Below are 20,142 nucleotides of genomic sequence, written 5' to 3' on the forward strand. Positions count from 1 at the left end.
TAGGCAATAGTCATAGGATGGGAGACTGAAAATGAAAAGGATGTTAGGGGGATAAAGTATGAAAAAAATCTTTAAGGCTAGGAAATTTATTGTTAGCCTTCTATCAGTGGGGTTACTTTTTCTAAGCGCTTGTGGTTCTAATGCTACCCAAGGAGGAACAAAGTCTAATAATCATGGAATCCAAGAAAGGATTATTAAAGCAGGAATCGGGCTAAATGAAGATCATCCAGAAGGGCAAGGACTTCTGAAATTCAAGGAAATAGTGGAGAAAAAAAGTGGGGGAAAATTGAAAGTTCAAACGTATTTTAGCGCAACTTTAGGCGATGATTTAAAAATGACCGAGGCGCTGCAAAGTGGCACACAAGAAATTACTATCCCATCAACTTCTCCTTTAGTTGGAATAGTCAAAGAATTCGGTATATTCGATTTTCCATTCCTTTTTAATACTGCAGAAGAAGCGGATGCGATTTTAGACGGACCTATAGGTAAAAAATTGTTAGAAAAACTTCCTGAACATGGGTTGATTGGTCTTGCTTATTGGGAGAACGGGTTCCGGAATGTCACTAATAGCAAACATCCAATTAATACGATAGATGATTTTAAAGGCTTAAAATTACGGACCATGCAAAATCAGGTGCATATTGATGCGTTTAAAAAACTGGGTGCTAACCCAACGCCAATGGCTTTTTCAGAAGTTTTCACAGCTCTTGAAAGCAAAACAGTTGATGGTCAAGAAAATCCATTAGCGACAATTAAATCTAATAAATATTATGAGGTACAAGACTATTTAAGCCTTACTAAGCATGTTTACACACCATTTGTTTTCTTAGTCAGCAAAAAATTCTGGGATAGCTTATCACCAGAAGAACAGAAGATTCTACAGGATGCAGCTGTGGAAGCTGGCAAGTATCAACGAGAGCTTAGTCGTCAAGAAGATAAAAAGGCATTAGAGGAGTTAAAGAAAACCGGTATTAAAATTAATGAAGTAAGTGATGGGGAACGGAAAAAGATGGAAGAAGCTATTAAACCTGTTATCGATAAATATGCTAAAGAATTTGGAGAAGATCTCGTAAATGAAATGTATAGCAAATTAGAAAAAATTCGCAAATAATTGGAAAAATATGGTTAATATTTATTAAGCAGGTTTTAAGATGAATGCAAGGATTGATAGATAGGGAAGAGGTGCTTCTGGCTTTAGTATTGGCGTTTCTTCCCTATTTCCTCCAAAGATACGCTGATAGAGAATTCTATTGCTGTGGTTTGTTTATGTAATAAAAAAATCAATTTAATAGAGGGAGGAAAAATGGGAATAATTAATGATCTGCTCAAAGACGTGCCAATTCCGAAAATGATCAAGATTAGGCAAAACTTTCACGCTCCTGAAATTGCAGATGTTCCTAAAGCAGTCCATAAGAGTATTCAGCAAGCCAATGTTCTCCATAGAATTTCCCCCGGCGATCGAGTGGCAATTGCTGTAGGAAGCCGCGGCGTGGCAGATATAGCCATTATTACTAGGGAAGTCGTAAACGCTGTTAAACAGGTAGGTGGAAATCCTTTCATCGTACCGGCAATGGGTAGTCACGGGGGGGCAACTGCTGAAGGTCAGAAAGAGGTACTAATACACTTGGGAGTTACAGAAGAATTTGTAGGTGCGCCTATTTGTTCTAGTATGGAAGTAGTAGAAGTAGGAAGGTTAGATAATGGGCTTCCAGTTTACACGGATAAACTTGCATATGAGGCAGATAAAATAATTGTCATAAATAGGGTTAAACCACATACCGCTTTTCGGGGGCCAGTTGAAAGCGGATTGATGAAAATGATAACAATTGGTCTCGGTAAGCAAAAAGGTGCCGAAGCAGCCCATAAATATAGCTTTAAGTATATGAGTAAACATGTGATTGAAATGGCAAAAATAGTTATTCGTAAGGCGCCAGTTATTTTTGGTGTAGCTGTTTTGGAAAATGCATATGATCGCCCTGCCAAAATTGTTACAGTCCCAGCCGAGCATATCGAGACAGTGGAACCTGAACTATTGATAAAGGCAAAAGCATTGATGCCCAGAATTATGTTTAGCCCAATTGATGTGCTTGTAGTAGATGAAATAGGGAAGGATATTTCAGGAGATGGAATGGATCCAAATATTACAGGCAGGTACGCTACTCCCTATGCAACTGGCGGCCCGGAAGTGACACGCATAGTGGTATTAAGTTTATCTGAAAAAACACAGGGCAACGCCAATGGTATTGGTCTTGCTGATATCACAACAAATAAAGTTAAGGAACAAATCGTATGGGAAAAAGGATACGCTAATGCTTTAACAAGCACAGTGGTTTCTGTAGTAAAACTACCAATGTGTTTAGAAACAGAAGAATTAGCAGTGAAAGCAGCTATCAAAACCTGCAATGCTTTTGATATGAACAGAGTCAGAATGGTCAGGATAAAAAATACGCTGGTACTTAGAGATATTTGGATTTCTGAGAGTCTCTTAGATGAAGCCAGACAAATGAAGGATATAGAGATTTTATCAGAACCTTTCGAAATGGATTTTTCAATCACTTAGAAAAAATATAATTTCTGTGTCTAGTATTAACTAACTTTATCCTCATTCAAATTCAAATAGCCACAAACAAATCTTCTATTTATTGGGGAAGGGGTAATATTATGCCAGCGGTTAAATATCCATATATTGAGAGCAAAGTCAATCCATATCGTGATAACGTGCAGGGAAAAGCAAATGAACCTATATGTGTGGCAGGCCTGCTTGATCGTTCTAAACAGATCCTTGGTCCCGAATTAAAAGGAATGCAGCCAGATTGGACGTTGGAAGAAATATATGACAGATTACATAATAATGCTCCTAGAATTGCAATTATAGGAGGATCCGCTGATCACCCTGCTCATATTATGGATTTTCAAACGATCGCTCGAGCCGCCATTCGCATTTGGCAAAATGGAGGAGTTCCGTTTCAATTTTCGACACCAGTAATGTGTGACGGGACGGCACAGAGCAATCAAGGAATGAGTTATTCCCTACAAAGTCGAAATGCTGTCGCACAGATGATTGTTAATCAGATGGAAGCACATAGCTATCATGGGGCTTTTGTTATTCAAGGTTGCGATAAACAACCGCTTGGGGTTGTCAGTGCTTTAGCACATCTTGATCGTGTTCGGAGGGAAAGAGGCGAAGCTCCTTTCTTTGCCACTTTTGCTCCGGCGCATGTTTTAAAAGGAGGAACCATTCCCCCGCGCTTATATGCTGAATTAGAAGAAGTTGCCCGGCATGCCGAGTCAATAGGGGAGGAAGATATTGCATACGATTTGCGCGATGCACTTTCATATATTTTGCAATGTTCATCAAACACTGCATTCCAAGGTGTATTGGAAAGAGCAAGAGAAAAAGGGATTATTACAATAGAACAACATGAAGATTATGAAAAACGTTTAGCAGTAGCAACTTGCGATAGTCAGGGTGGGGTGTGCGCATTTAACGGAACTGGCAATAGTTCCAGACATCTCATAGCAGGTTTGGGACTGATTCATCCTGCACTTGAGCTTTTAACTGCTCCGCCTACACAGGAACAAATAAACGCCGCGCTGGATAGCTTGGTGCATTTCATTAATAACCCAATATATGGAGTTACGAATATAATGGCTGCAAATATTAAAAATGCCATTAGAATTCACAGTGCTACTGGCGGATCTACCAATATCATGATGCATATTGTGGCAGCAATGCTTTATGGAGGGTACAAGTTTGATTTACGGGAGTACGATAAAATCCATCATGAAGTACCGATTCCAGATTTATTTGACTACAGTTTAACACAAGGAAGAGATATCTACGCTTTAGCCATTCAGTGCTGCAGTGGGAAAATAAGAGGAATGGAAACCGTATTTCATGAGTTGATGAATAACGGAGTTCCAATGGACATTGATGCGCCGACGGTTACGGGAACGACATGGAGAGAAAGACTTTCCGTGAAGAAAGATCAATTGCCAGCCGAAAACGTTGAAAATAATCCGATTATTCTCTCTAAACCAAAACGGCCATTTAGTGGCGTTGATGTTTTATCAGGAAACTTTTTTGAAAGTGCGGTAGTAAAAATTAGCGGAATGTCAACCACACAAATTGATGAGTTCGATAAGAAAATTGCATTTGTTCTATATTATGAGAATGAAGATGACGCAAATGAAGGGCTTCTAGATGTTAATCTGTTAGAAAAACTGAAGTTAAATCGTAGTTTTAATTATAAAAGCTTGATCGCTGTATTAAAACATAATTCCCCGCATCTATTTGATTCGTTAAAAGACAAGGAATATGATGAATTATTCGATACGATGGTGAAAGAAGGTGCACTTAAAATAGCTGTCGTTATATCCGGTCAAGGACCAGAGGCGTTTGGTATGCCGGAAATGTTTACACCAATGCAACATATTAATGCGAACAGACAGTTAAAGCGCATTGCTACTCTCATTAGTGATGGGCGCTATTCAGGTGTAACATACGGTGCGGCTATTGGTCATATGACTCCCGAGGCGATTAAGGGTGGAGGCATACTCTATTTGAAAACAGGAGATCTTCTATATATTGGCCTTCGGGAACGGAAAATTCAGTTTTTAAATGAAAGTGCTTTTCAAGACGGTAAACTTTTATTTGAATTTGAGAGTATTAAACAGGAAAGAAAAGAGATTGCGAAAAACAGACTAGAAAATATGCGTAAACGTCAACGGCGTATTGCAGCTAGCAATCGTTTAATTGGGCATACGGATGCTGCAAATGGGGTAGTTCCTTTCTATGTAGCCGAGGAAGCAGTATACGATTATAAAAAAGATGTTATCTTCCCTGTTTATGGAAAATGAAATAGTAAGTAATTAAGGAGGTGAGGGATATTATTAAGTGCCGAACAATGATACTCAAACAACAAAAAATAAAAATAGTAGGAATTTTTAGTTAGTATTCTTCACTCTCTATATATTATAATTATAAAGTAATTCATTGCTAAAAATGTTCTAGAAAACACAGGTATAGTTCCAATATCCATTGTTAAAGAGGGTGAAGAATATGCCATTGATTCAATCTGTTGACCGTGCTCTTCGTATCTTAGATCTATTTGATGAATATGAAACAGAGTTAAAAATTACGGATATTAGCGAAAAAATGCAACTTCATAAAAGTACTGTACATTCACTGTTAAAAACACTCCAACACCACCATTATATAGAGCAGAACCCGGAAAACGGTAAGTATAGATTGGGAATGAAATTGTTTGAGAGAGGAAATTTAGTGATTCGCCATCTTGATATTCGGGCAATTTCCAAGAAGCACCTAATTGATATATCAGTAAAAACTGGTAATACCGTTCATCTTGTTATACTTGATGGGAAAGAAGGAATTTATATTGACAAGGTAGAAGGAACCTCGGGGACAGTTTTATATTCGAGGATTGGAAGGAGAGTTCCTGTTCACAGTAGTGCGGTAGGAAAAGCATTAATTGCTTTCAAAGATGATAAAGAACTTAAAGAGTTTTTAAAAGGGTATGTTTATAAGCGTCATACTGCTAACACTATCACTAGTGAAGAACAATTTCTTGCCGAGCTCGAAAAAGTTAGAAAAAATGGCTATGCGCTTGATAATGAAGAAAACGAACCAGGTATTACATGTGTAGCTGTTCCTATTTGGGATCATTCTGGAAATGTTATAGCGGCGATGAGCATATCCCAACCGTCTGCGAAAGTCAATGATTTGGTACTTAAGGAAGAAGTACAGCTATTAAAAAATGCCGCTAATCTCATTTCTAAAGAGTTGGGGTATTCTAAACATGGCAGTTCACATCTGTAAATACCATTTAGGTCCCTTTTTTGTCGAAATAATAAAACAGAGTTTTTTAATATAAAACAAAAGGAGACGAATGTATGAGGATCATTCGATATTTAAACGAAAATTCAGATGCCGTATTAGCTGCTGTTACAGATGATAATCAAATATACCCTCTTCCATTCAACGACTTTATAGATATTATTTATGAAGCAAAAAGTGCCGGATTGACCCCTTTAAATTATATTTATGGATTCATTACCGGAAAAAAGAGTTTGCAAAAAGATTTGTCTCAATTAAACCTGCTTGTGCCGATTGTTGCGCCTGAGGTTTGGGCTTCAGGTGTAACGTACGAAAAAAGTCGTGAAGCAAGAAATTACGAAACGACAGATAAAGCAAATGGTGGTGAAACATGTTACGACAAGGTATATAACGCGGCAAGACCTGAGATATTCTTGAAATCTACCGCTGCCCGTACTATAGGTCCTAATGAACCGGTTTATTTGCGGAGTGATTCTAACTGGCAAATTCCCGAACCTGAAGTGGGCTTAGTGATAACCAAAGAAGGGGAAATTGTTGGATATACGATTGGTAATGATATGAGCTGCAGAGATATTGAAGGGGAAAATCCTCTTTATTTACCACAGGCTAAAATATGGAAGAATTCCTGTTCGATTGGCCCAGCAATCCGACTTTCTGAAACGGTAAAAAATCCGTATGATCTTCAAATAACGTGCCGTATATATCGAAACAACCAACTTGTAGTAGAGGAAAGTGCAAATACAAGACAACTAAAAAGAAGATATGATGAATTAGTTTCTTTCTTAATTCGTGATAACAAAGTATTTGATGGAACCGTATTGTTAACGGGTACATCAATAGTTCCGCCAAATCATTTCACCCTTCAAGATCAGGATCGTATTGAGATTGAAATTCCAGAAATAGGTGTGCTTTCAAATCCAGTAAAAGCATTAGCACACAAAACAGTTGTAAAGTAAATATAAAAGTTTTCCTTTATGTTGCAGATAGCAAGGTTATTTAGGTTTCCATATTCAAAAATAATAGGGAATAGGAGTGAAGTTGTTATGACAGTGCAAACAGAAGTAAAAACCTATTTCAACTATATCAATGGAGAATGGGTAAGTTCAGTAACGAATGAAGTGGAAGCAAGCATAAACCCGGCTAATAAAAACGAAGTTGTTGGATATATTCAACGTTCATCTATAGAAGATTTAAACGAGGCAGTGGCCGCAGCGAAACGGGCGCAAAAATCATGGCGGAAACGATCCGGAGTAGAGAGAGGGGAGTATTTATACAGAGCAGCAGATATTCTTGAAAGACGTCTCGAAGAAATTGCGGAAACGATGACAAGAGAAATGGGAAAGACGTTTGGTGAAGCAAAAGCAGAAACAATGAGGGGAGTCCATATATTACGTTATTATGCCGGAGAAGGAGTTAGAAAAATTGGCGATGTTATTCCATCAAGTGATAATGAGGCTTTAATGTTCACTACGCGAGTTCCGCTCGGAGTCGTTGGCGTCATTTCGCCGTGGAATTTCCCTGTAGCTATTCCTATATGGAAGATGGCGCCTGCTCTTGTATATGGAAACACAGTTGTTTTAAAACCTGCAAGCGAAGCTGCTGTAACGGCTGCCAAAGTGATGGAGTGTTTCCATGAAGCCGGTTTTCCGAAGGGAGTCGTCAATATGATATGCGGTCCGGGTTCTGTAATCGGTCAAGGGATCGCGAATCATCCGGATATTAACGGAGTTACGTTTACAGGTTCAAATACTGTAGGAAAACTGGTGGGAAAAGCAGCTTTTGAACGCGGCGCGAAATACCAACTTGAAATGGGAGGAAAAAATCCTGTCATTGTCGCTAAAGATGCGGACTTGGATCTTGCTGTCGAAGGAACGATAAATGGGGGATTGCGTTCAACGGGTCAGAAATGCACTGCTACAAGCCGTGTCTTTGTGGAAAGCGAAGTATATGAAACATTTAAAGAAAAACTTCTCGCAAAAGTAAAGCAACTAAAAATAGGAAATGGGATGGACAGCGAAACATGGATGGGTCCATGTGTAAGTGAGGCGCAATTAAATACCGTTCTCTCCTATATTGAAAAAGGAAAAGCAGAAGGGGCAGATTTAATTTACGGCGGCAAAAGATGTATAGAAGGTGAATTCGCTAACGGCTTTTATGTAGAACCGACTATTTTTGAAAATGTAGACATAAACATGACTATTGCACGGGAAGAAATATTTGGACCTGTGCTTGCATTGATCAAAGTTCATAGCATCGAGGAAGCGTTAGAACTCGCCAATGACACAGAATACGGGTTAAGCGCATCCATTTATACTAAAGATATTAGCAACATTCTCTCGTTTATTAATGAAATAGAAGCTGGATTAGTAAAAGTGAATGCCGAAACAGCTGGAGTGGAGTTTCAAGCTCCTTTTGGTGGTATGAAACAATCAAGTTCTCATTCTAGAGAACAAGGGCAAGCAGCAATAGAGTTTTTTACATCTATTAAAACAGTATTGGTTAAAGCATAAATCATCGTGTTCCCCTCATCCATTTTGAGGGGAACATCCTATCACTTCATTAAAGATATGTGCGGCGACCAATATAGTATGTATCCATCTTTTGATAAACGAAGCTGTATCCACGGAGGGATATAAATTTGGAAGAGAACTTATTGGAGACAAAAAAAGAGCATCTTATTCATCTCTTAAGAGATATGGGAAACGTATTGGTGGCTTTTTCGGGTGGAGTAGATAGTACATTCCTGTTAGCGATTGCAAAGCAAGTACTTGGTGATCGCGTGATGGCGGTTACTGCAGTTTCAGAAACGTTTCCGACTAGGGAAGTACAGTTGGCCTCCAAGCTTGCCAAACAAATAGGTGTCAAACACTTGAAGCTTCAAATAAATGAATTAGAAAATGCCGATTTTGTCAAAAATGACTTTACCCGCTGCTTTCATTGTAAGAATCATTTGTACACACAGTTAAAAGAGTTGGTGAAGAAATATGGAGATGTATATACGATTGTTGACGGTTCTAATATGGATGATTTAGGAGAATACCGTCCGGGACTGAAAGCAGCAAGACAGCTTGGTGTGCGGAGTCCTCTCCAAGAAGCGAGGTTTTACAAAGATGAAATCCGAATATTGTCAAAGGAAATGGGGCTAGAAACATGGAATAAGCCTTCCTTTGCCTGCTTATCATCGCGTATCCCTTACGGAACGAAAATTACAAAAGAGAAAATCGATCAACTTGATAAATCGGAAGAATTTCTTTTGGAGCTTGGTTTTTATCAAGTTCGTGTTCGCCATCATGGAGAAATAGCTAGAATTGAGGTTTTTCCTGAAGAGATGCCGCGTATCATTCAATATCATCAGGAAATCCATAATAAATTAAGAGAACTGGGATTTCTATATGTAACCCTTGACCTAGGAGGATATAGATCAGGAAGTATGAATGAAGTTTTGAAAAAAGGAATGGTAAAATGAAGGATTCGCTTAGAGAAATACTTGAGCAATTAAAAGGCGGGAATATCTCTGTAGAAGAAGCATACGAAACATTGCGCACATACGATGATATTGGATATGCAACGTTGGACATTCACCGCGAAAAAAGGAAGGGTTTCCCAGAAATAATTTTTGGAGAAGGGAAAAATAAAGAACATTTACTTGGTATTTTCGAAAGATTAATGAAATTCCACAAAAAAGTACTTGCTACACGGATTAATAAGGAAAAGGCAGATTATCTGATAATAAATTTACAAGATCGTTATCCTCTCGAATGCTTTCATTATCATCATGATGCAAGGGTTTTTTATTGGGTTTCTAAAGACTATGTGGAAACAAAAAAACAAGGATACATAGCCGTTGTCAGTGCAGGAACATCCGATTTTGCTGTCGCTGAAGAAGCTGCTGTGACCGCTGAGTTTTTAGGTTGCGAAGTCAAGAGAGTATACGATGTAGGTGTTGCTGGTATTCATCGTTTATTGGATAGAGCATCTGTTATTGAACAGGCACACGTTGTGATCGTAGTTGCAGGTATGGAAGGGGCGCTTGCAAGTGTAGTGGGAGGGCTTGTTTCCAAACCTGTTATTGCTGTACCTACAAGTGTGGGATATGGAGCTAATTTCCAAGGGATTTCCGCTTTGCTTACTATGTTAAATTCATGCGCTAGCGGAGTTGCGGTTGTTAATATTGATAACGGTTTCGGGGCCGGATATTATGCTGCTACTATTCTATCTGTCATTGAACAGTCCATCGTAAAGGCGATGAAACAAGAGGAGGAGAGAAATGAAGATTCTCTATCTTGATTGTTTTTCGGGAATTAGCGGCGATATGATGGTTGGCGCTTTAGTAGATGCGGGGGTATCACCGGAACGGATTGAAACAGAATTAAAAAAGCTTCCGATTTCAGGATATAAATTACAATGGAGCAAGGTTATAAAAAAGGGGATTTCTGCTACAAAGTTGGATGTAATCCTGGATGATAACTACAGAGACAAACATGATGCCTACTCCCACCATCATGACTCGTTAAATCATTCAACCCTGCATTCACATCGGCATTATTCTTACATAGTCGATATGATCAATCACTCGGAATTACATCCGGAAGTAAAGAAACGCAGTCAACAAATTTTTCATGCTATTGCCACGGCAGAGGCAAAAATCCATCATATTCCTGTTGAAAAAGTTCATTTCCACGAGATAGGTGCAATTGACTCAATTGTTGATATTGTCGCCACTGCTGTCGCGTTAGAAGAGCTTAAAATTGATCAAATCATTTCTTCTCCTATTCCGGTTGGAAGTGGATATATCGATTGTGCGCATGGGACCTACCCTGTTCCAGCTCCTGCGACGTTGGAGATACTTCGAAACGTACCAATCAAGGCTAGCAAATTGCCGTTTGAGTTAACAACCCCAACGGGAGCAGGGATTGTGAAAAGTCAAGTGACTTCATTTGGACCAATTCCGACGATGACCATATCGTATATTGGGTATGGTGCAGGAACACGTGATTTACCGAACCAGCCAAATGTTTTACGAGTTGTAGTAGGCGAAATGGCTGATGCTTTGCTAGAACATGAATATTCATTGCCTTTGCAACAAGAGATCATTCATATTCTAGAGTGCCATGTAGATGACATGTCGGGGGAGGCGTTGGGATATGTAATGGAAGGGCTTTTTCAAAGAGGGGCACTCGATGTGTTTTATACACCCATTTTTATGAAGAAAAACCGCCCTGGGGTCCTTCTTACTGTTTTGGCTTCGTCCAATAGTGTAGAGGAATGTGAACAATTTATTTTCAAAGAAACGACAACCCTTGGTGTCAGAAAAAATATATGTACAAGAAGTATTCTAGGAAGAAATAGTGTAAGTGTTCCTACACCGTATGGAAATATTCGTGTAAAACAGGCTATTCAAAATGGAAAAATAATAAGACAAGTACCAGAATACGAGGATGTAAAAAAAGCCGCTACGGATCATCAAGCTGCTTTTTTAGAAGTATATACAGCGGCGGTGGAATATGCTAGGAAAAGATCAAGGGGAGAAGAATCGTAATGGAATTAGGTGTATTTTCAACTTTAATGGTCGGACTTTTTTTAGGAATTAAACACTCTTTGGAGCCTGATCACGTAATAGCTGTCTCAACTATTGCCAGCAAAAGCAAAAGCTTGTTTCGCTCCCTGCTAGCAGGTGTATTTTGGGGGCTTGGGCATAGTTCTGTTTTATTAATAGTTGGATTATTGATTATTGCACTTAAATTCCAAATACCACCAAAAATAGAGTCATGTTTTGAAATGATTGTAGGAATGATGCTCGTTTATTTAGGTATTACTTCGATTTTAGGGAAAAAACATAGAAATTATAATAAAGGCATTTTCAATGATTCGAGTGCCGTTTATATGAAATCTGTTGCTGTTGGAAGTATACATGGACTGGCAGGAAGCGCGGCCTTAACTGTCTTGGCCTTATCAACCGTAAACAATCTGTTGAGTGCTGTCTTATATATTTTGTTTTTTGGAGCGGGGACGATTATTGGAATGTCCTGTTTTACTACTGCTTTGGCTATTCCGATTGTACTAAGTGTGAAACGTTTTGATGTAAAAAAGACGCTGGAATTTGCATCATCGATAGTTAGCATATGTTTTGGAATTTACTATTTATACCACATCGTTACGGTATTTTAAATTTATTTTGGAAGGATGAAAGCAATGGATTATAAGTTTAAAGGAATCATCCCACCTGTAGTTACGTTATTTAATAAGGATGGAGAGTTCGATTGGGAAGCCAATTATATGCTTGCGGATCATTTAATCAAAAAAGGCGTTCACGGATTGCTCTATATGGGAAGCATGGGGGAATTCTCTTCTTTGACTGTTGAAGAAAGAAAACTTTTTGTCGAAAAAATGGTTCGATATGTAGATGGGCGTGTCCCTGTTTTAATTGGTACAGGAACTGCCTCATTAAAGGACACTATTTATTTATCACAACACGCTGAGTATATCGGAGCTAACGGTGTACTAGTGGTAAATCCATTTTATTGGAAATATACGGAGCGCCAATTATATGACTATTATGTAAATGTAGCTAAGTAAATGTAGCTAAAAGTATCAAAATTCCTTTGATTATATACAATATTCCTTCACTCACAGGTCAAGATTTATCCCCTAGCCTTATATTAAGGTTAGCAATGGATCAAGAGAATATAGTTGGAGTTAAAGATACGACGGAAAGATTAGGGCATATTCGACAATTAATTGGCATTGCGGAGCAAAGAGCAGATTTCTCTGTTTTTGCCGCTTTCGACGATCTTCTCCTTCCTGCGCTTCAAATGGGGGCAGCTGGCGGAATCAATGGTACTGCTACTTTCTTGCCGGAACTATCTGTCCGATTATTTGAGAGTTTTAAAGCTGGCCAATATCAAACAGCGCTAACTCTAAATGAATCCATCCTCAAGCTTATGTCCATTTATGAGCTTTCCCAACCTTTATTTATTGCGGTTAAGGAAGCAGTTCATCAGCTTATTTTAGGCCATCAAACGAGTCCACGGTTACCTATCGCAGAATACGACGACTTAAAAAAGGCGGTTCAGTTATTTCTAAAACAAAATAATTTATTTTCCTACAGTAATGAAGAACTAAACGCGAAGGGCTGCAAATAGGACTGCTAACGAAGAAGCTAATCGATTAGCCGCTCTCTATCACTACACTAAGATTATTTTCTATCAATCGTATTTTAATAAAAGAGAAAGGATGCATTATATTTATGAAAGAAACGAGAGAATTTCTTAAATCATTGGGCTACCCAAGCAGCGATCTCTATGATCTTCCTACGTCTACAAAACGTTTCCCTGACGGGGCGCAATACCGTATTGAGATCCCAAGTGTAGAAGGTCCACGTGCTTTACAAGCAGCGCTTGAGGAGGCAGACCGATTGGGAGTAACCATTCACCGCGTATCGCAGGGAAGTGGAATTATGCTGTTAACAGATGATGAGATTAGGGAAATGTGCCAGATTTGCGCGAATCGGGGGATGGAGTTAAGCCTTTTTGTCGGCCCTAGGGGTACATGGGATATTAGCGCCCAACCATTTACAAGTTCAGGGAAAGTTGTGGGGCTTAGACACGAAGGAATCGATCAGCTGGTTTATGCCATTGAGGATTTAAAAAGAGGAGCAAGTTTAGGATTGCGTGGTGCTTTAGTTGCTGATGAAGGTTTGTTGCTTTTAACGAAGGAAATGAAAAAGCAAGGAATATTACCGCAAAATTTTGTGGTTAAAGTATCCGTTCAAATGATGGCATCCAACCCGGTGTCTATCAAGCTGATGGCGGAATTAGGCGCGGATACGTATAACGTTCCTACCGCTTTGACTTTGCCTAAACTGGCGGCTATTCGTCAAGTAATTGACATTCCAATTGATATATATGTGGAGGTACCAGACGGATTTGGCGGTTTTATTAGACATTATGAGATTCCGGAAATTATTCGTATTTTATCACCTGTTTACATTAAATTTGGGTTACGCAATCATCCAGATGTATATCCATCAGGTAGACATCTGGAATCGATTAATATGGATCTATGTCGCGAAAGAGTTCGCCGAGCAGCATTAGGAATGCGGATTATTGAACAATACTACCCGGAAGCAGTGATGTCTGAACTAGGAGCAGAGGGGTTGGGTGTCCCGGTAATCGGCTCGTTCAAAAAATCTACGGTTTGAAAGAGGAGAAGGGGAGAAGCTATATGACGTCTTTTTACCGAACTGTTATGATGAATCCCAAAGATAATGTTGCCACTGCCTTAGACTATATCCCTGCTGGCAGTGTAGTAAAAGTAACATGTCAGGGAAAAGAGTACGATATTGAAATCAAAGAAAATATTGAGTTTGGGCATAAATTTGCTGTTGTTCCTATTAAGAAAGGCAAGGATATATTCAAATATGGGGAAGTTATTGGAGTTGCCTCTAAGGATATTGCCGTAGGTGAGCATGTGCATATCCATAATGTAGAGGGGAAAAGAGGAAGGGGAGATAAGATAAATGAAAACAGCTCAGCTTTGGGGTTATAGACGTCCTGACGGTCGAGTGGGAGTTCGCAATCATGTGCTTATATTGCCTACCATTGTTTGCGCTACACAGGCAGCAAAACAGGTAACAGAACTTGTTCATGGTACTGTGTCCTTTATTCACCAGCATGGTTGCGCTCAAGTAGGTGTTGATTATGATCAAACATTCCGCACATACGTTGGAATGGGGACCAATCCAAACGTGTATGGTGTAATCGTTATGGGACTTGGTTGTGAGACGCACCAAGGGAGAAGTGTTGCCCAGGAAATTGCCAAAAGCGGCAAGCCGGTTGAACTGGTATCCATTCAAGATCATGGGGGGACGCTTGGAGCCGTTGCAGAGGCGGCGCGAATTGCAACGAAAATGGTACAAGATGCTTCTGCTTTAGTCCGAGAACCGTTTGATATTAGCGAATTAATTGTAGGAACAGAATGTGGAGGATCAGATGCCTGTTCGGGGCTCTCAGCCAACCCGGCAGTTGGTTATGTAAGCGACATGATTGTTGACAGAGGAGGAACAGTGATTTTAGCAGAAACAACCGAACTAATTGGGGCAGAACACCTTTTAGCCAATCGTGCTGTTGACGACCGAGTAGCTAAAAAAGTATATCAAGTCATTGAAGCGATGGAGAAACGGGCAATCATGATGGGAGTGGATATTCGTACCGGAAATCCAAGTCCAGGGAATCGAAAGGGAGGCCTCACAACACTAGAAGAGAAATCACTTGGAGCGGCTGCCAAGGCTGGTACCAGACCTTTGCAAGAGTTAATCGACTATGCTCAGCGGCCGACAAAAAAAGGGTTAGTATGGATGGATACCCCTGGTCATGATATTGAACAGCTGACGGGAATGGTTGCTGGTGGGGCACAAATCGTCTTATTTACAAGTGGACGTGGAACACCAACTGGTTCGCCAATTGCACCTGTCATTAAAATTGCTACCAATACTCCGATGTTTGAAAAAATGAGGGAAAACATGGACATTAATGCAGGAACAATCATTGAAGGAACGGAGTCTCTAGAATCGGTAGGCGAAAGAATTTTCAACGAACTTTTATTAACAGCCTCTGGAAAGCTTACGAAAGCAGAAATTCTAAAACAACATGATTTTGGCATTTGGAGAATTGGCCCAACATTTTAGTAGTTAAAAATATTTGAATATTATTAATAATTGAATTTGTGAGCAATATTTATAGAAATGCCTTACCCATTAAGTTTTTCTTGACTATTCGAACTTCTGGAGCAAGAAATGTGCTATCTATTTTTCGGCTGCCAAAAGGCAAGCCATTGACTTGCCTTTAACAGTCAAGAGATCTGCGCTTTGTTAGTGGAAAATTCAAATGCCAATATTTCTTTGGTGTCTATTCATTCAAGAGATTATCGGTAAAACCTTTTGAATTCATGTTATTTGCCGGGAACAGGCAAGCACAAAAACATACGGGGGGACTTATTGTGAAAGAACTTGATGTTGTAACATTCGGGGAAACAATGGCCTTATTTACCCCCGAACTCACGCTTCCACTCGAATATAGCGATAGATTTTATAAGCAGATTGGAGGAGCGGAATCCAATGTAGCGATTGGGTTGCGAAGACTAGGTCACTCGGTAGGTTGGTTTAGCAAATTAGGTAATGATCCCTTTGGAAGATATATTCACAAATTTATTAGAGGCGAAGGGGTAGACACTTCTAGATGCATCTATACAGATGAGGCTCCCACAGGTATTTTTTTCAAAGAGAAATACTCACCAACAAATGTAAAAGTGTATTATTATCGCAAAAACTCTGCTGCTAGTTTATTATCTCCCAATGACCTTGATGAAGATTATATTGCTCGCGCGAAATTTCTTCATTTAACGGGGATTACCCCTGCCCTTAGCCCATCATGCAGGGAGACAGTTTTTAAGGCTATTGAAATTGCCAAAAAACATGAGGTGAAAATTGTTTTTGATCCGAATATCCGATTAAAGCTTTGGAATATGGAGAAAGCGAGATCCGTTTTATTAGAAATTGCCAAAGAAGCAGATATTATTTTACCTGGATTGGATGAAGGTGAAATACTGTCAGGTCGGAAAACTCCTGAGGAAATTGCGGATTTCTTTGGAAAAGAAAAAATTGTCATCATCAAAATGGGGGAAAAGGGAGCATACTACCGATCTGGGAATGAAAGTGGCTATGTAAAAGGATTCCCTGTCTCTCAAATAGTAGATCCAGTTGGAGCTGGCGACGGATTTGCAGCGGGGGTAATAAGTGGAATTTTAAGAAATGAGCCTATTTTTTCGGCAGTGAAACGCGGAAATGCGGTTGGAGCTATGGTTGTTGGAGTAAGTGGGGACGTTGAAGGGTTGCCGAGCAGTGAAGAATTGGAAGAGTTTATGAAAGGTGTAATTCACTTTCAAGGTGTAAAACGGTAAGGAGGAAGATGTTTTGGACAAGATTACAAATCTAAACCGCTTAAAGAAATCTAAGTTAGTCGCAGTAATTAGAAAACCAAAACCATCTCAAATTTTCCAAATTGCAGAAGCATTGATAGAAGGTGGGGTAGAGGTGCTAGAAGTTACGGTGGACACCCCTGGAAGCTTTGAAATGATCACTCATCTTAAAGAAAAATTTGGAACAAAGGCTATCGTTGGTGCAGGAACAGTACTTGATGCGCAAACTGCTAAAAGAGCGATTGAGGCGGGTTCAGATTTTATTTTTTCACCGATACTTGACGAGGAGACCATTTATTTAACCAATCGATATGGTAAAATTTCGATTCCTGGTGCCATGACACCAACTGAAATTGTAAGAGCATATCAAGCAGGTGCTGATCTTTTAAAGGTATTTCCTGCTAGTTCTCTAGGACCTAAATACTTTAAGGAATTAAGTGGACCGTTAGGATATATTCCAATGATGCCGACTGGCGGTGTGTCTTTAGATAATGTGGCAGAGTTTATACAAAGTGGTGCAGCAGCGGTAGGAGTGGGGAGCGCATTGCTTAATAAACAAGTAATTGAGGAGGGGCGCTTCGATATTTTGAAAGAAACTGCACAAAAGTTTATCGAGAAAATACGAAATGCGATGGTTATGGAGGAGAAAGTGCAAAATGAGGATTACTAAATTTGAAACTTTTATCGTTCCACCGCGATGGCTATTCCTCAAAATTAGCACCGATGAAGGGATTGTCGGTTGGGGTGAACCGATTATAGAGGGAAGGGCAAATACGGTGAAAACAGCGGTAGAAGAATTAAGTGAATATTTGATAGGAAAAGATCCGCTGAAGATCGAGGATCACTGGACCGTTCTTTATCGAGGTGGATTTTATCGCGGAGGCCCGATTTTAATGAGTGCCATATCAGGAATCGATCAAGCGCTTTGGGATATAAAGGGGAAATATTTTAACGCACCCGTTCATCAATTGCTAGGTGGTCCTGTTCGTGATTCTATCCGTGTTTACAGTTGGATTGGAGGAGACCGCCCTAGCGATATCGCTGAAGCAGCAAAAAAGGCGAAAGATGCAGGATTTACGGCCGTAAAAATGAATGCTACCGAGGAACTTCAGTATATTGATTCTCATAAAAAGATTGATGAAATTATAGAAAGGGTTGCTACAATTCGACAAGTAGCTGGTGATGACTTCGATATAGGTATTGATTTTCATGGACGTGTCCATAAACCAATGGCAAAGATTTTAGCAAAAGAACTAGAACCTTACCATCCTATGTTTATCGAAGAACCTGTATTACCGGAGCATAACGAAGCGCTGCGTGAGGTTGCCAAGCATACCACCATTCCAATTGCAACGGGAGAAAGAATGTTTTCCCGTTGGAATTTTAAAACCATTTTATCCGAGGGCTATGTAGATATTATTCAGCCCGACCTTTCCCACGCGGGGGGAATTACCGAAGTGAGAAAGATAGCTGTGATGGCTGAAGCCTATGATGTTGCGTTAGCTCCTCATTGCCCGTTAGGCCCAATTGCATTGGCAGCTTCTTTGCAAATCGATGCGGTGTCCTATAACGCTTTTATTCAAGAACAAAGCCTTGGTATACATTATAATCAAGGAAACGATCTCTTAGATTATTTAGTAGATTCTTCTGTGCTTGAATACAAAAATGGATATGTAAAAATCCCACAGGGGCCGGGATTAGGGATAGATATTAACGAAGAGTATGTAAGGAAAATGGCAGAAACAGGACATAATTGGAAAAATCCTGTTTGGCGCCATAAAGATGGTTCAGTTGCTGAATGGTAGATATACTTTTTAAGGATTTTTATCTATATTCTTTCAGGTGGATACAGATTATAAGGATAGTGATATTTTTAAATTTTATGTATTGACCATGTACCGCAGCCTAAAGTTGAATGCAGTATAGTATATATTGCTTTCGTTGCAACTATAGTAAACATAGTATGATTGCTTGTCTGCTCTGCCTTTTACGATGGATGAACGAAGGTACAGAAAAATACATAAATAATGTAGGGAGGGAAAAAATGAAAAAATTTAAAGTAGTGGTTACCGATTATGAATTTCAAACATTAGCTCCTGAACAAGAAGTGCTTTCCTCATTGAATGTAGACTTCGTAGCCGTACAGTGCCGTACTGAGGAAGAAGTAATCGCTGCCTGCAAAGATGCCGATGCGATTATTAATCAATATGCCCCTGTCTCTGCGAAGGTAATTGCAAACTTAGAAAACTGCAAAGTTATCTCACGATATGGGGTAGGTGTCAATACCGTCGATGTGGACGCGGCTACCCAAAAAGGCATCATTGTTGCCAACGTAACAGATTATTCGGTAGATGAAGTATCCGACCATGCTTTTGCTTTATTGCTTTCATTGGTGCGCAAAGTTGTCAAATTAAATAGTGAAGTGAAAAATGGAGTGTGGAATTTTAATTTAGGAAAACCGATTTATCGATTACGCGGCAGAACACTTGGACTTGTAGGACTGGGAAGAATTCCACAGGCATTGGCTAAAAAAGCACAATCTTTTGGCTTGAATATCATTGCTTATGATCCATATATTTCGCAAGAGGTAGCCCATCAATTGAATGTTAAATTGGTAGAATTAAACGATCTATTTAAACAATCTGATTACATTTCCGTCCATGCACCGTTGACGAAAGATACACGTGGAATGATCAGCGACGAACAATTTGATCTTGCGAAAAAGGAACTATTTATTGTAAATACAGCCCGCGGTTCTGTTATTGATGAGGCTGCATTAATTCGCGCTTTGCAGGATGGAAAGATTGCAGGTGCAGGTCTAGATGTTACGGAATATGAGCCTATTCAACCAGATAATCCTCTTCTTAAAATGGAGAATGTGATTATTACACCGCATGTTGCCTGGTACTCTGAGGAATCTGAAAGTGAATTAAAACGAAAAACCGCCCAGAATGTTGCTGATGTATTATCGGGATATTATCCCAAATATTTAGTGAATCCTAGCGTGAAAGGGAAAGTGCATTTAAGAGAAAAAGAATTGTACGTATAAAAAGCAGTCGCCAAACTCGGTATCACCCTTTCCCAATTGCGCTTGCCTGGGTATTGCGCCAGCCGGCCGGAACAAGTCGAAGAAAACGTCAAAGCCGTGGACATCGACTTAACGGAAGATGTTCTTGAGAAAATTGAACAAATTCTTGCATAAACATAGAAAGAAGCAAGCGGGAGGCTTGCTTCTTTTTTATGATGACAAGCGGAGATAAAGGATTTCTCTTGCCAGCGGCGAAAAATACGAAAATAGACAAATGGGGAAG

General features: G+C 39.5%; 19 protein-coding genes and 1 pseudogene. All 20 read left to right on the top strand.

What is annotated here, in order from left to right:
• Positions 1 to 58 precede the first annotated feature (58 nt).
• The gene (locus BV455_RS17375; protein ID WP_218687470.1) at positions 59 to 1,111 is read left to right on the top strand and encodes a TRAP transporter substrate-binding protein; all 1,053 of its coding nucleotides are present in this window, start codon (positions 59 to 61) and stop codon (positions 1,109 to 1,111) included.
• 192 nt (positions 1,112 to 1,303) lie between these two features.
• Positions 1,304 to 2,560 carry a nickel pincer cofactor-dependent isomerase, group 22 gene (locus BV455_RS17380; RefSeq protein ID WP_017437287.1) on the top strand — a complete coding sequence of 419 codons (1,257 nt, stop codon included), beginning with the start codon at positions 1,304 to 1,306 and terminating at the stop codon, positions 2,558 to 2,560.
• Between the two features lie 101 nt (positions 2,561 to 2,661).
• Positions 2,662 to 4,860, top strand: a complete 2,199-nt coding sequence (locus BV455_RS17385) for a dihydroxy-acid dehydratase domain-containing protein (protein ID WP_042410647.1) — start codon at positions 2,662 to 2,664, stop codon at positions 4,858 to 4,860.
• Between the two features lie 202 nt (positions 4,861 to 5,062).
• A complete protein-coding gene (locus tag BV455_RS17390; RefSeq protein WP_017437289.1) occupies positions 5,063 to 5,839 on the top strand; it encodes an IclR family transcriptional regulator in 777 nt (258 codons plus the stop codon).
• A 74-nt stretch (positions 5,840 to 5,913) separates the two neighbouring features.
• Positions 5,914 to 6,813 (top strand): fumarylacetoacetate hydrolase family protein, encoded by a 900-nt coding sequence (locus BV455_RS17395; RefSeq protein WP_218687471.1) that lies wholly within the window; start codon positions 5,914 to 5,916, stop codon positions 6,811 to 6,813.
• Positions 6,814 to 6,900: 87 nt separating this feature from the next.
• Positions 6,901 to 8,367 (top strand): alpha-ketoglutaric semialdehyde dehydrogenase GucD, encoded by a 1,467-nt coding sequence (gene gucD / locus BV455_RS17400; protein WP_218687472.1) that lies wholly within the window; start codon positions 6,901 to 6,903, stop codon positions 8,365 to 8,367.
• 128 nt (positions 8,368 to 8,495) lie between these two features.
• On the top strand, positions 8,496 to 9,323 hold the full coding sequence (larE, locus tag BV455_RS17405) for an ATP-dependent sacrificial sulfur transferase LarE (protein WP_061579501.1): 828 nt from the start codon (positions 8,496 to 8,498) through the stop codon (positions 9,321 to 9,323).
• Positions 9,320 to 10,144, top strand: a complete 825-nt coding sequence (gene larB / locus BV455_RS17410; protein WP_218687473.1) for a nickel pincer cofactor biosynthesis protein LarB — start codon at positions 9,320 to 9,322, stop codon at positions 10,142 to 10,144. The genes larE and larB overlap by 4 nt, the downstream gene beginning before the upstream one ends.
• Positions 10,125 to 11,396, top strand: coding sequence for a nickel pincer cofactor biosynthesis protein LarC (gene larC, locus BV455_RS17415; protein WP_218687474.1), 1,272 nt, complete (start codon positions 10,125 to 10,127; stop codon positions 11,394 to 11,396). The genes larB and larC overlap by 20 nt, the downstream gene beginning before the upstream one ends.
• The gene (locus BV455_RS17420; protein WP_218687475.1) at positions 11,396 to 12,025 is read left to right on the top strand and encodes an urease accessory protein; all 630 of its coding nucleotides are present in this window, start codon (positions 11,396 to 11,398) and stop codon (positions 12,023 to 12,025) included. Before larC ends, BV455_RS17420 begins: the two co-directional genes overlap by 1 nt.
• 24 nt (positions 12,026 to 12,049) lie before the next feature.
• The gene (locus BV455_RS20700; RefSeq protein WP_280638357.1) at positions 12,050 to 12,433 is read left to right on the top strand and encodes a dihydrodipicolinate synthase family protein; all 384 of its coding nucleotides are present in this window, start codon (positions 12,050 to 12,052) and stop codon (positions 12,431 to 12,433) included.
• A 26-nt stretch (positions 12,434 to 12,459) separates the two neighbouring features.
• Positions 12,460 to 12,999 carry a dihydrodipicolinate synthase family protein gene (locus BV455_RS20705; RefSeq protein ID WP_280638358.1) on the top strand — a complete coding sequence of 180 codons (540 nt, stop codon included), beginning with the start codon at positions 12,460 to 12,462 and terminating at the stop codon, positions 12,997 to 12,999.
• A gap of 104 nt (positions 13,000 to 13,103) precedes the next feature.
• On the top strand, positions 13,104 to 14,057 hold the full coding sequence (locus BV455_RS17430) for a U32 family peptidase (protein ID WP_017437297.1): 954 nt from the start codon (positions 13,104 to 13,106) through the stop codon (positions 14,055 to 14,057).
• A 23-nt stretch (positions 14,058 to 14,080) separates the two neighbouring features.
• Positions 14,081 to 14,404 carry a UxaA family hydrolase gene (locus tag BV455_RS17435; protein WP_218687476.1) on the top strand — a complete coding sequence of 108 codons (324 nt, stop codon included), beginning with the start codon at positions 14,081 to 14,083 and terminating at the stop codon, positions 14,402 to 14,404.
• A complete protein-coding gene (locus BV455_RS17440) occupies positions 14,376 to 15,542 on the top strand; it encodes a UxaA family hydrolase (RefSeq protein ID WP_042410633.1) in 1,167 nt (388 codons plus the stop codon). Before BV455_RS17435 ends, BV455_RS17440 begins: the two co-directional genes overlap by 29 nt.
• 311 nt (positions 15,543 to 15,853) lie before the next feature.
• Positions 15,854 to 16,813: a sugar kinase gene (locus BV455_RS17445; RefSeq protein ID WP_218687477.1), complete on the top strand. Its 960-nt coding sequence runs from the start codon at positions 15,854 to 15,856 to the stop codon at positions 16,811 to 16,813.
• Positions 16,814 to 16,826: 13 nt separating this feature from the next.
• Complete coding sequence (locus BV455_RS17450) at positions 16,827 to 17,501, top strand: bifunctional 4-hydroxy-2-oxoglutarate aldolase/2-dehydro-3-deoxy-phosphogluconate aldolase (RefSeq protein WP_042410630.1); 675 nt, start codon at positions 16,827 to 16,829, stop codon at positions 17,499 to 17,501.
• Positions 17,488 to 18,636, top strand: coding sequence for a galactonate dehydratase (dgoD, locus tag BV455_RS17455; protein WP_017437302.1), 1,149 nt, complete (start codon positions 17,488 to 17,490; stop codon positions 18,634 to 18,636). The genes BV455_RS17450 and dgoD overlap by 14 nt, the downstream gene beginning before the upstream one ends.
• A gap of 239 nt (positions 18,637 to 18,875) precedes the next feature.
• A complete protein-coding gene (locus tag BV455_RS17460) occupies positions 18,876 to 19,880 on the top strand; it encodes a C-terminal binding protein (protein WP_218687478.1) in 1,005 nt (334 codons plus the stop codon).
• A pseudogene (locus tag BV455_RS21010) lies at positions 19,881 to 20,033 on the top strand (aldo/keto reductase); the annotation flags it as partial. It lies immediately after the preceding gene.
• Positions 20,034 to 20,142: the final 109 nt, after the last annotated feature.

This window comes from Parageobacillus caldoxylosilyticus (genome assembly GCF_019272935.1).
Lineage (GTDB): Bacteria > Bacillota > Bacilli > Bacillales > Anoxybacillaceae > Saccharococcus > Saccharococcus caldoxylosilyticus.

What these genes read in the sequence shown, in the direction of transcription:
- larC (WP_218687474.1), top strand. Translation starts at nt 10,125, where the DNA reads ATGAAGATTCTCTATCTTGATTGTTTTTCGGGAATTAGCGGCGATATG.
- BV455_RS17375 (WP_218687470.1), top strand. Translation starts at nt 59, where the DNA reads ATGAAAAAAATCTTTAAGGCTAGGAAATTTATTGTTAGCCTTCTATCA.
- BV455_RS17420 (WP_218687475.1), top strand. Translation starts at nt 11,396, where the DNA reads ATGGAATTAGGTGTATTTTCAACTTTAATGGTCGGACTTTTTTTAGGA.
- larB (WP_218687473.1), top strand. Translation starts at nt 9,320, where the DNA reads ATGAAGGATTCGCTTAGAGAAATACTTGAGCAATTAAAAGGCGGGAAT.
- BV455_RS17395 (WP_218687471.1), top strand. Translation starts at nt 5,914, where the DNA reads ATGAGGATCATTCGATATTTAAACGAAAATTCAGATGCCGTATTAGCT.
- BV455_RS17390 (WP_017437289.1), top strand. Translation starts at nt 5,063, where the DNA reads ATGCCATTGATTCAATCTGTTGACCGTGCTCTTCGTATCTTAGATCTA.
- BV455_RS17430 (WP_017437297.1), top strand. Translation starts at nt 13,104, where the DNA reads ATGAAAGAAACGAGAGAATTTCTTAAATCATTGGGCTACCCAAGCAGC.
- dgoD (WP_017437302.1), top strand. Translation starts at nt 17,488, where the DNA reads ATGAGGATTACTAAATTTGAAACTTTTATCGTTCCACCGCGATGGCTA.
- BV455_RS17380 (WP_017437287.1), top strand. Translation starts at nt 1,304, where the DNA reads ATGGGAATAATTAATGATCTGCTCAAAGACGTGCCAATTCCGAAAATG.
- BV455_RS17460 (WP_218687478.1), top strand. Translation starts at nt 18,876, where the DNA reads ATGAAAAAATTTAAAGTAGTGGTTACCGATTATGAATTTCAAACATTA.
- BV455_RS17435 (WP_218687476.1), top strand. Translation starts at nt 14,081, where the DNA reads ATGACGTCTTTTTACCGAACTGTTATGATGAATCCCAAAGATAATGTT.
- gucD (WP_218687472.1), top strand. Translation starts at nt 6,901, where the DNA reads ATGACAGTGCAAACAGAAGTAAAAACCTATTTCAACTATATCAATGGA.
- BV455_RS17385 (WP_042410647.1), top strand. Translation starts at nt 2,662, where the DNA reads ATGCCAGCGGTTAAATATCCATATATTGAGAGCAAAGTCAATCCATAT.
- BV455_RS20700 (WP_280638357.1), top strand. Translation starts at nt 12,050, where the DNA reads ATGGATTATAAGTTTAAAGGAATCATCCCACCTGTAGTTACGTTATTT.
- BV455_RS17440 (WP_042410633.1), top strand. Translation starts at nt 14,376, where the DNA reads ATGAAAACAGCTCAGCTTTGGGGTTATAGACGTCCTGACGGTCGAGTG.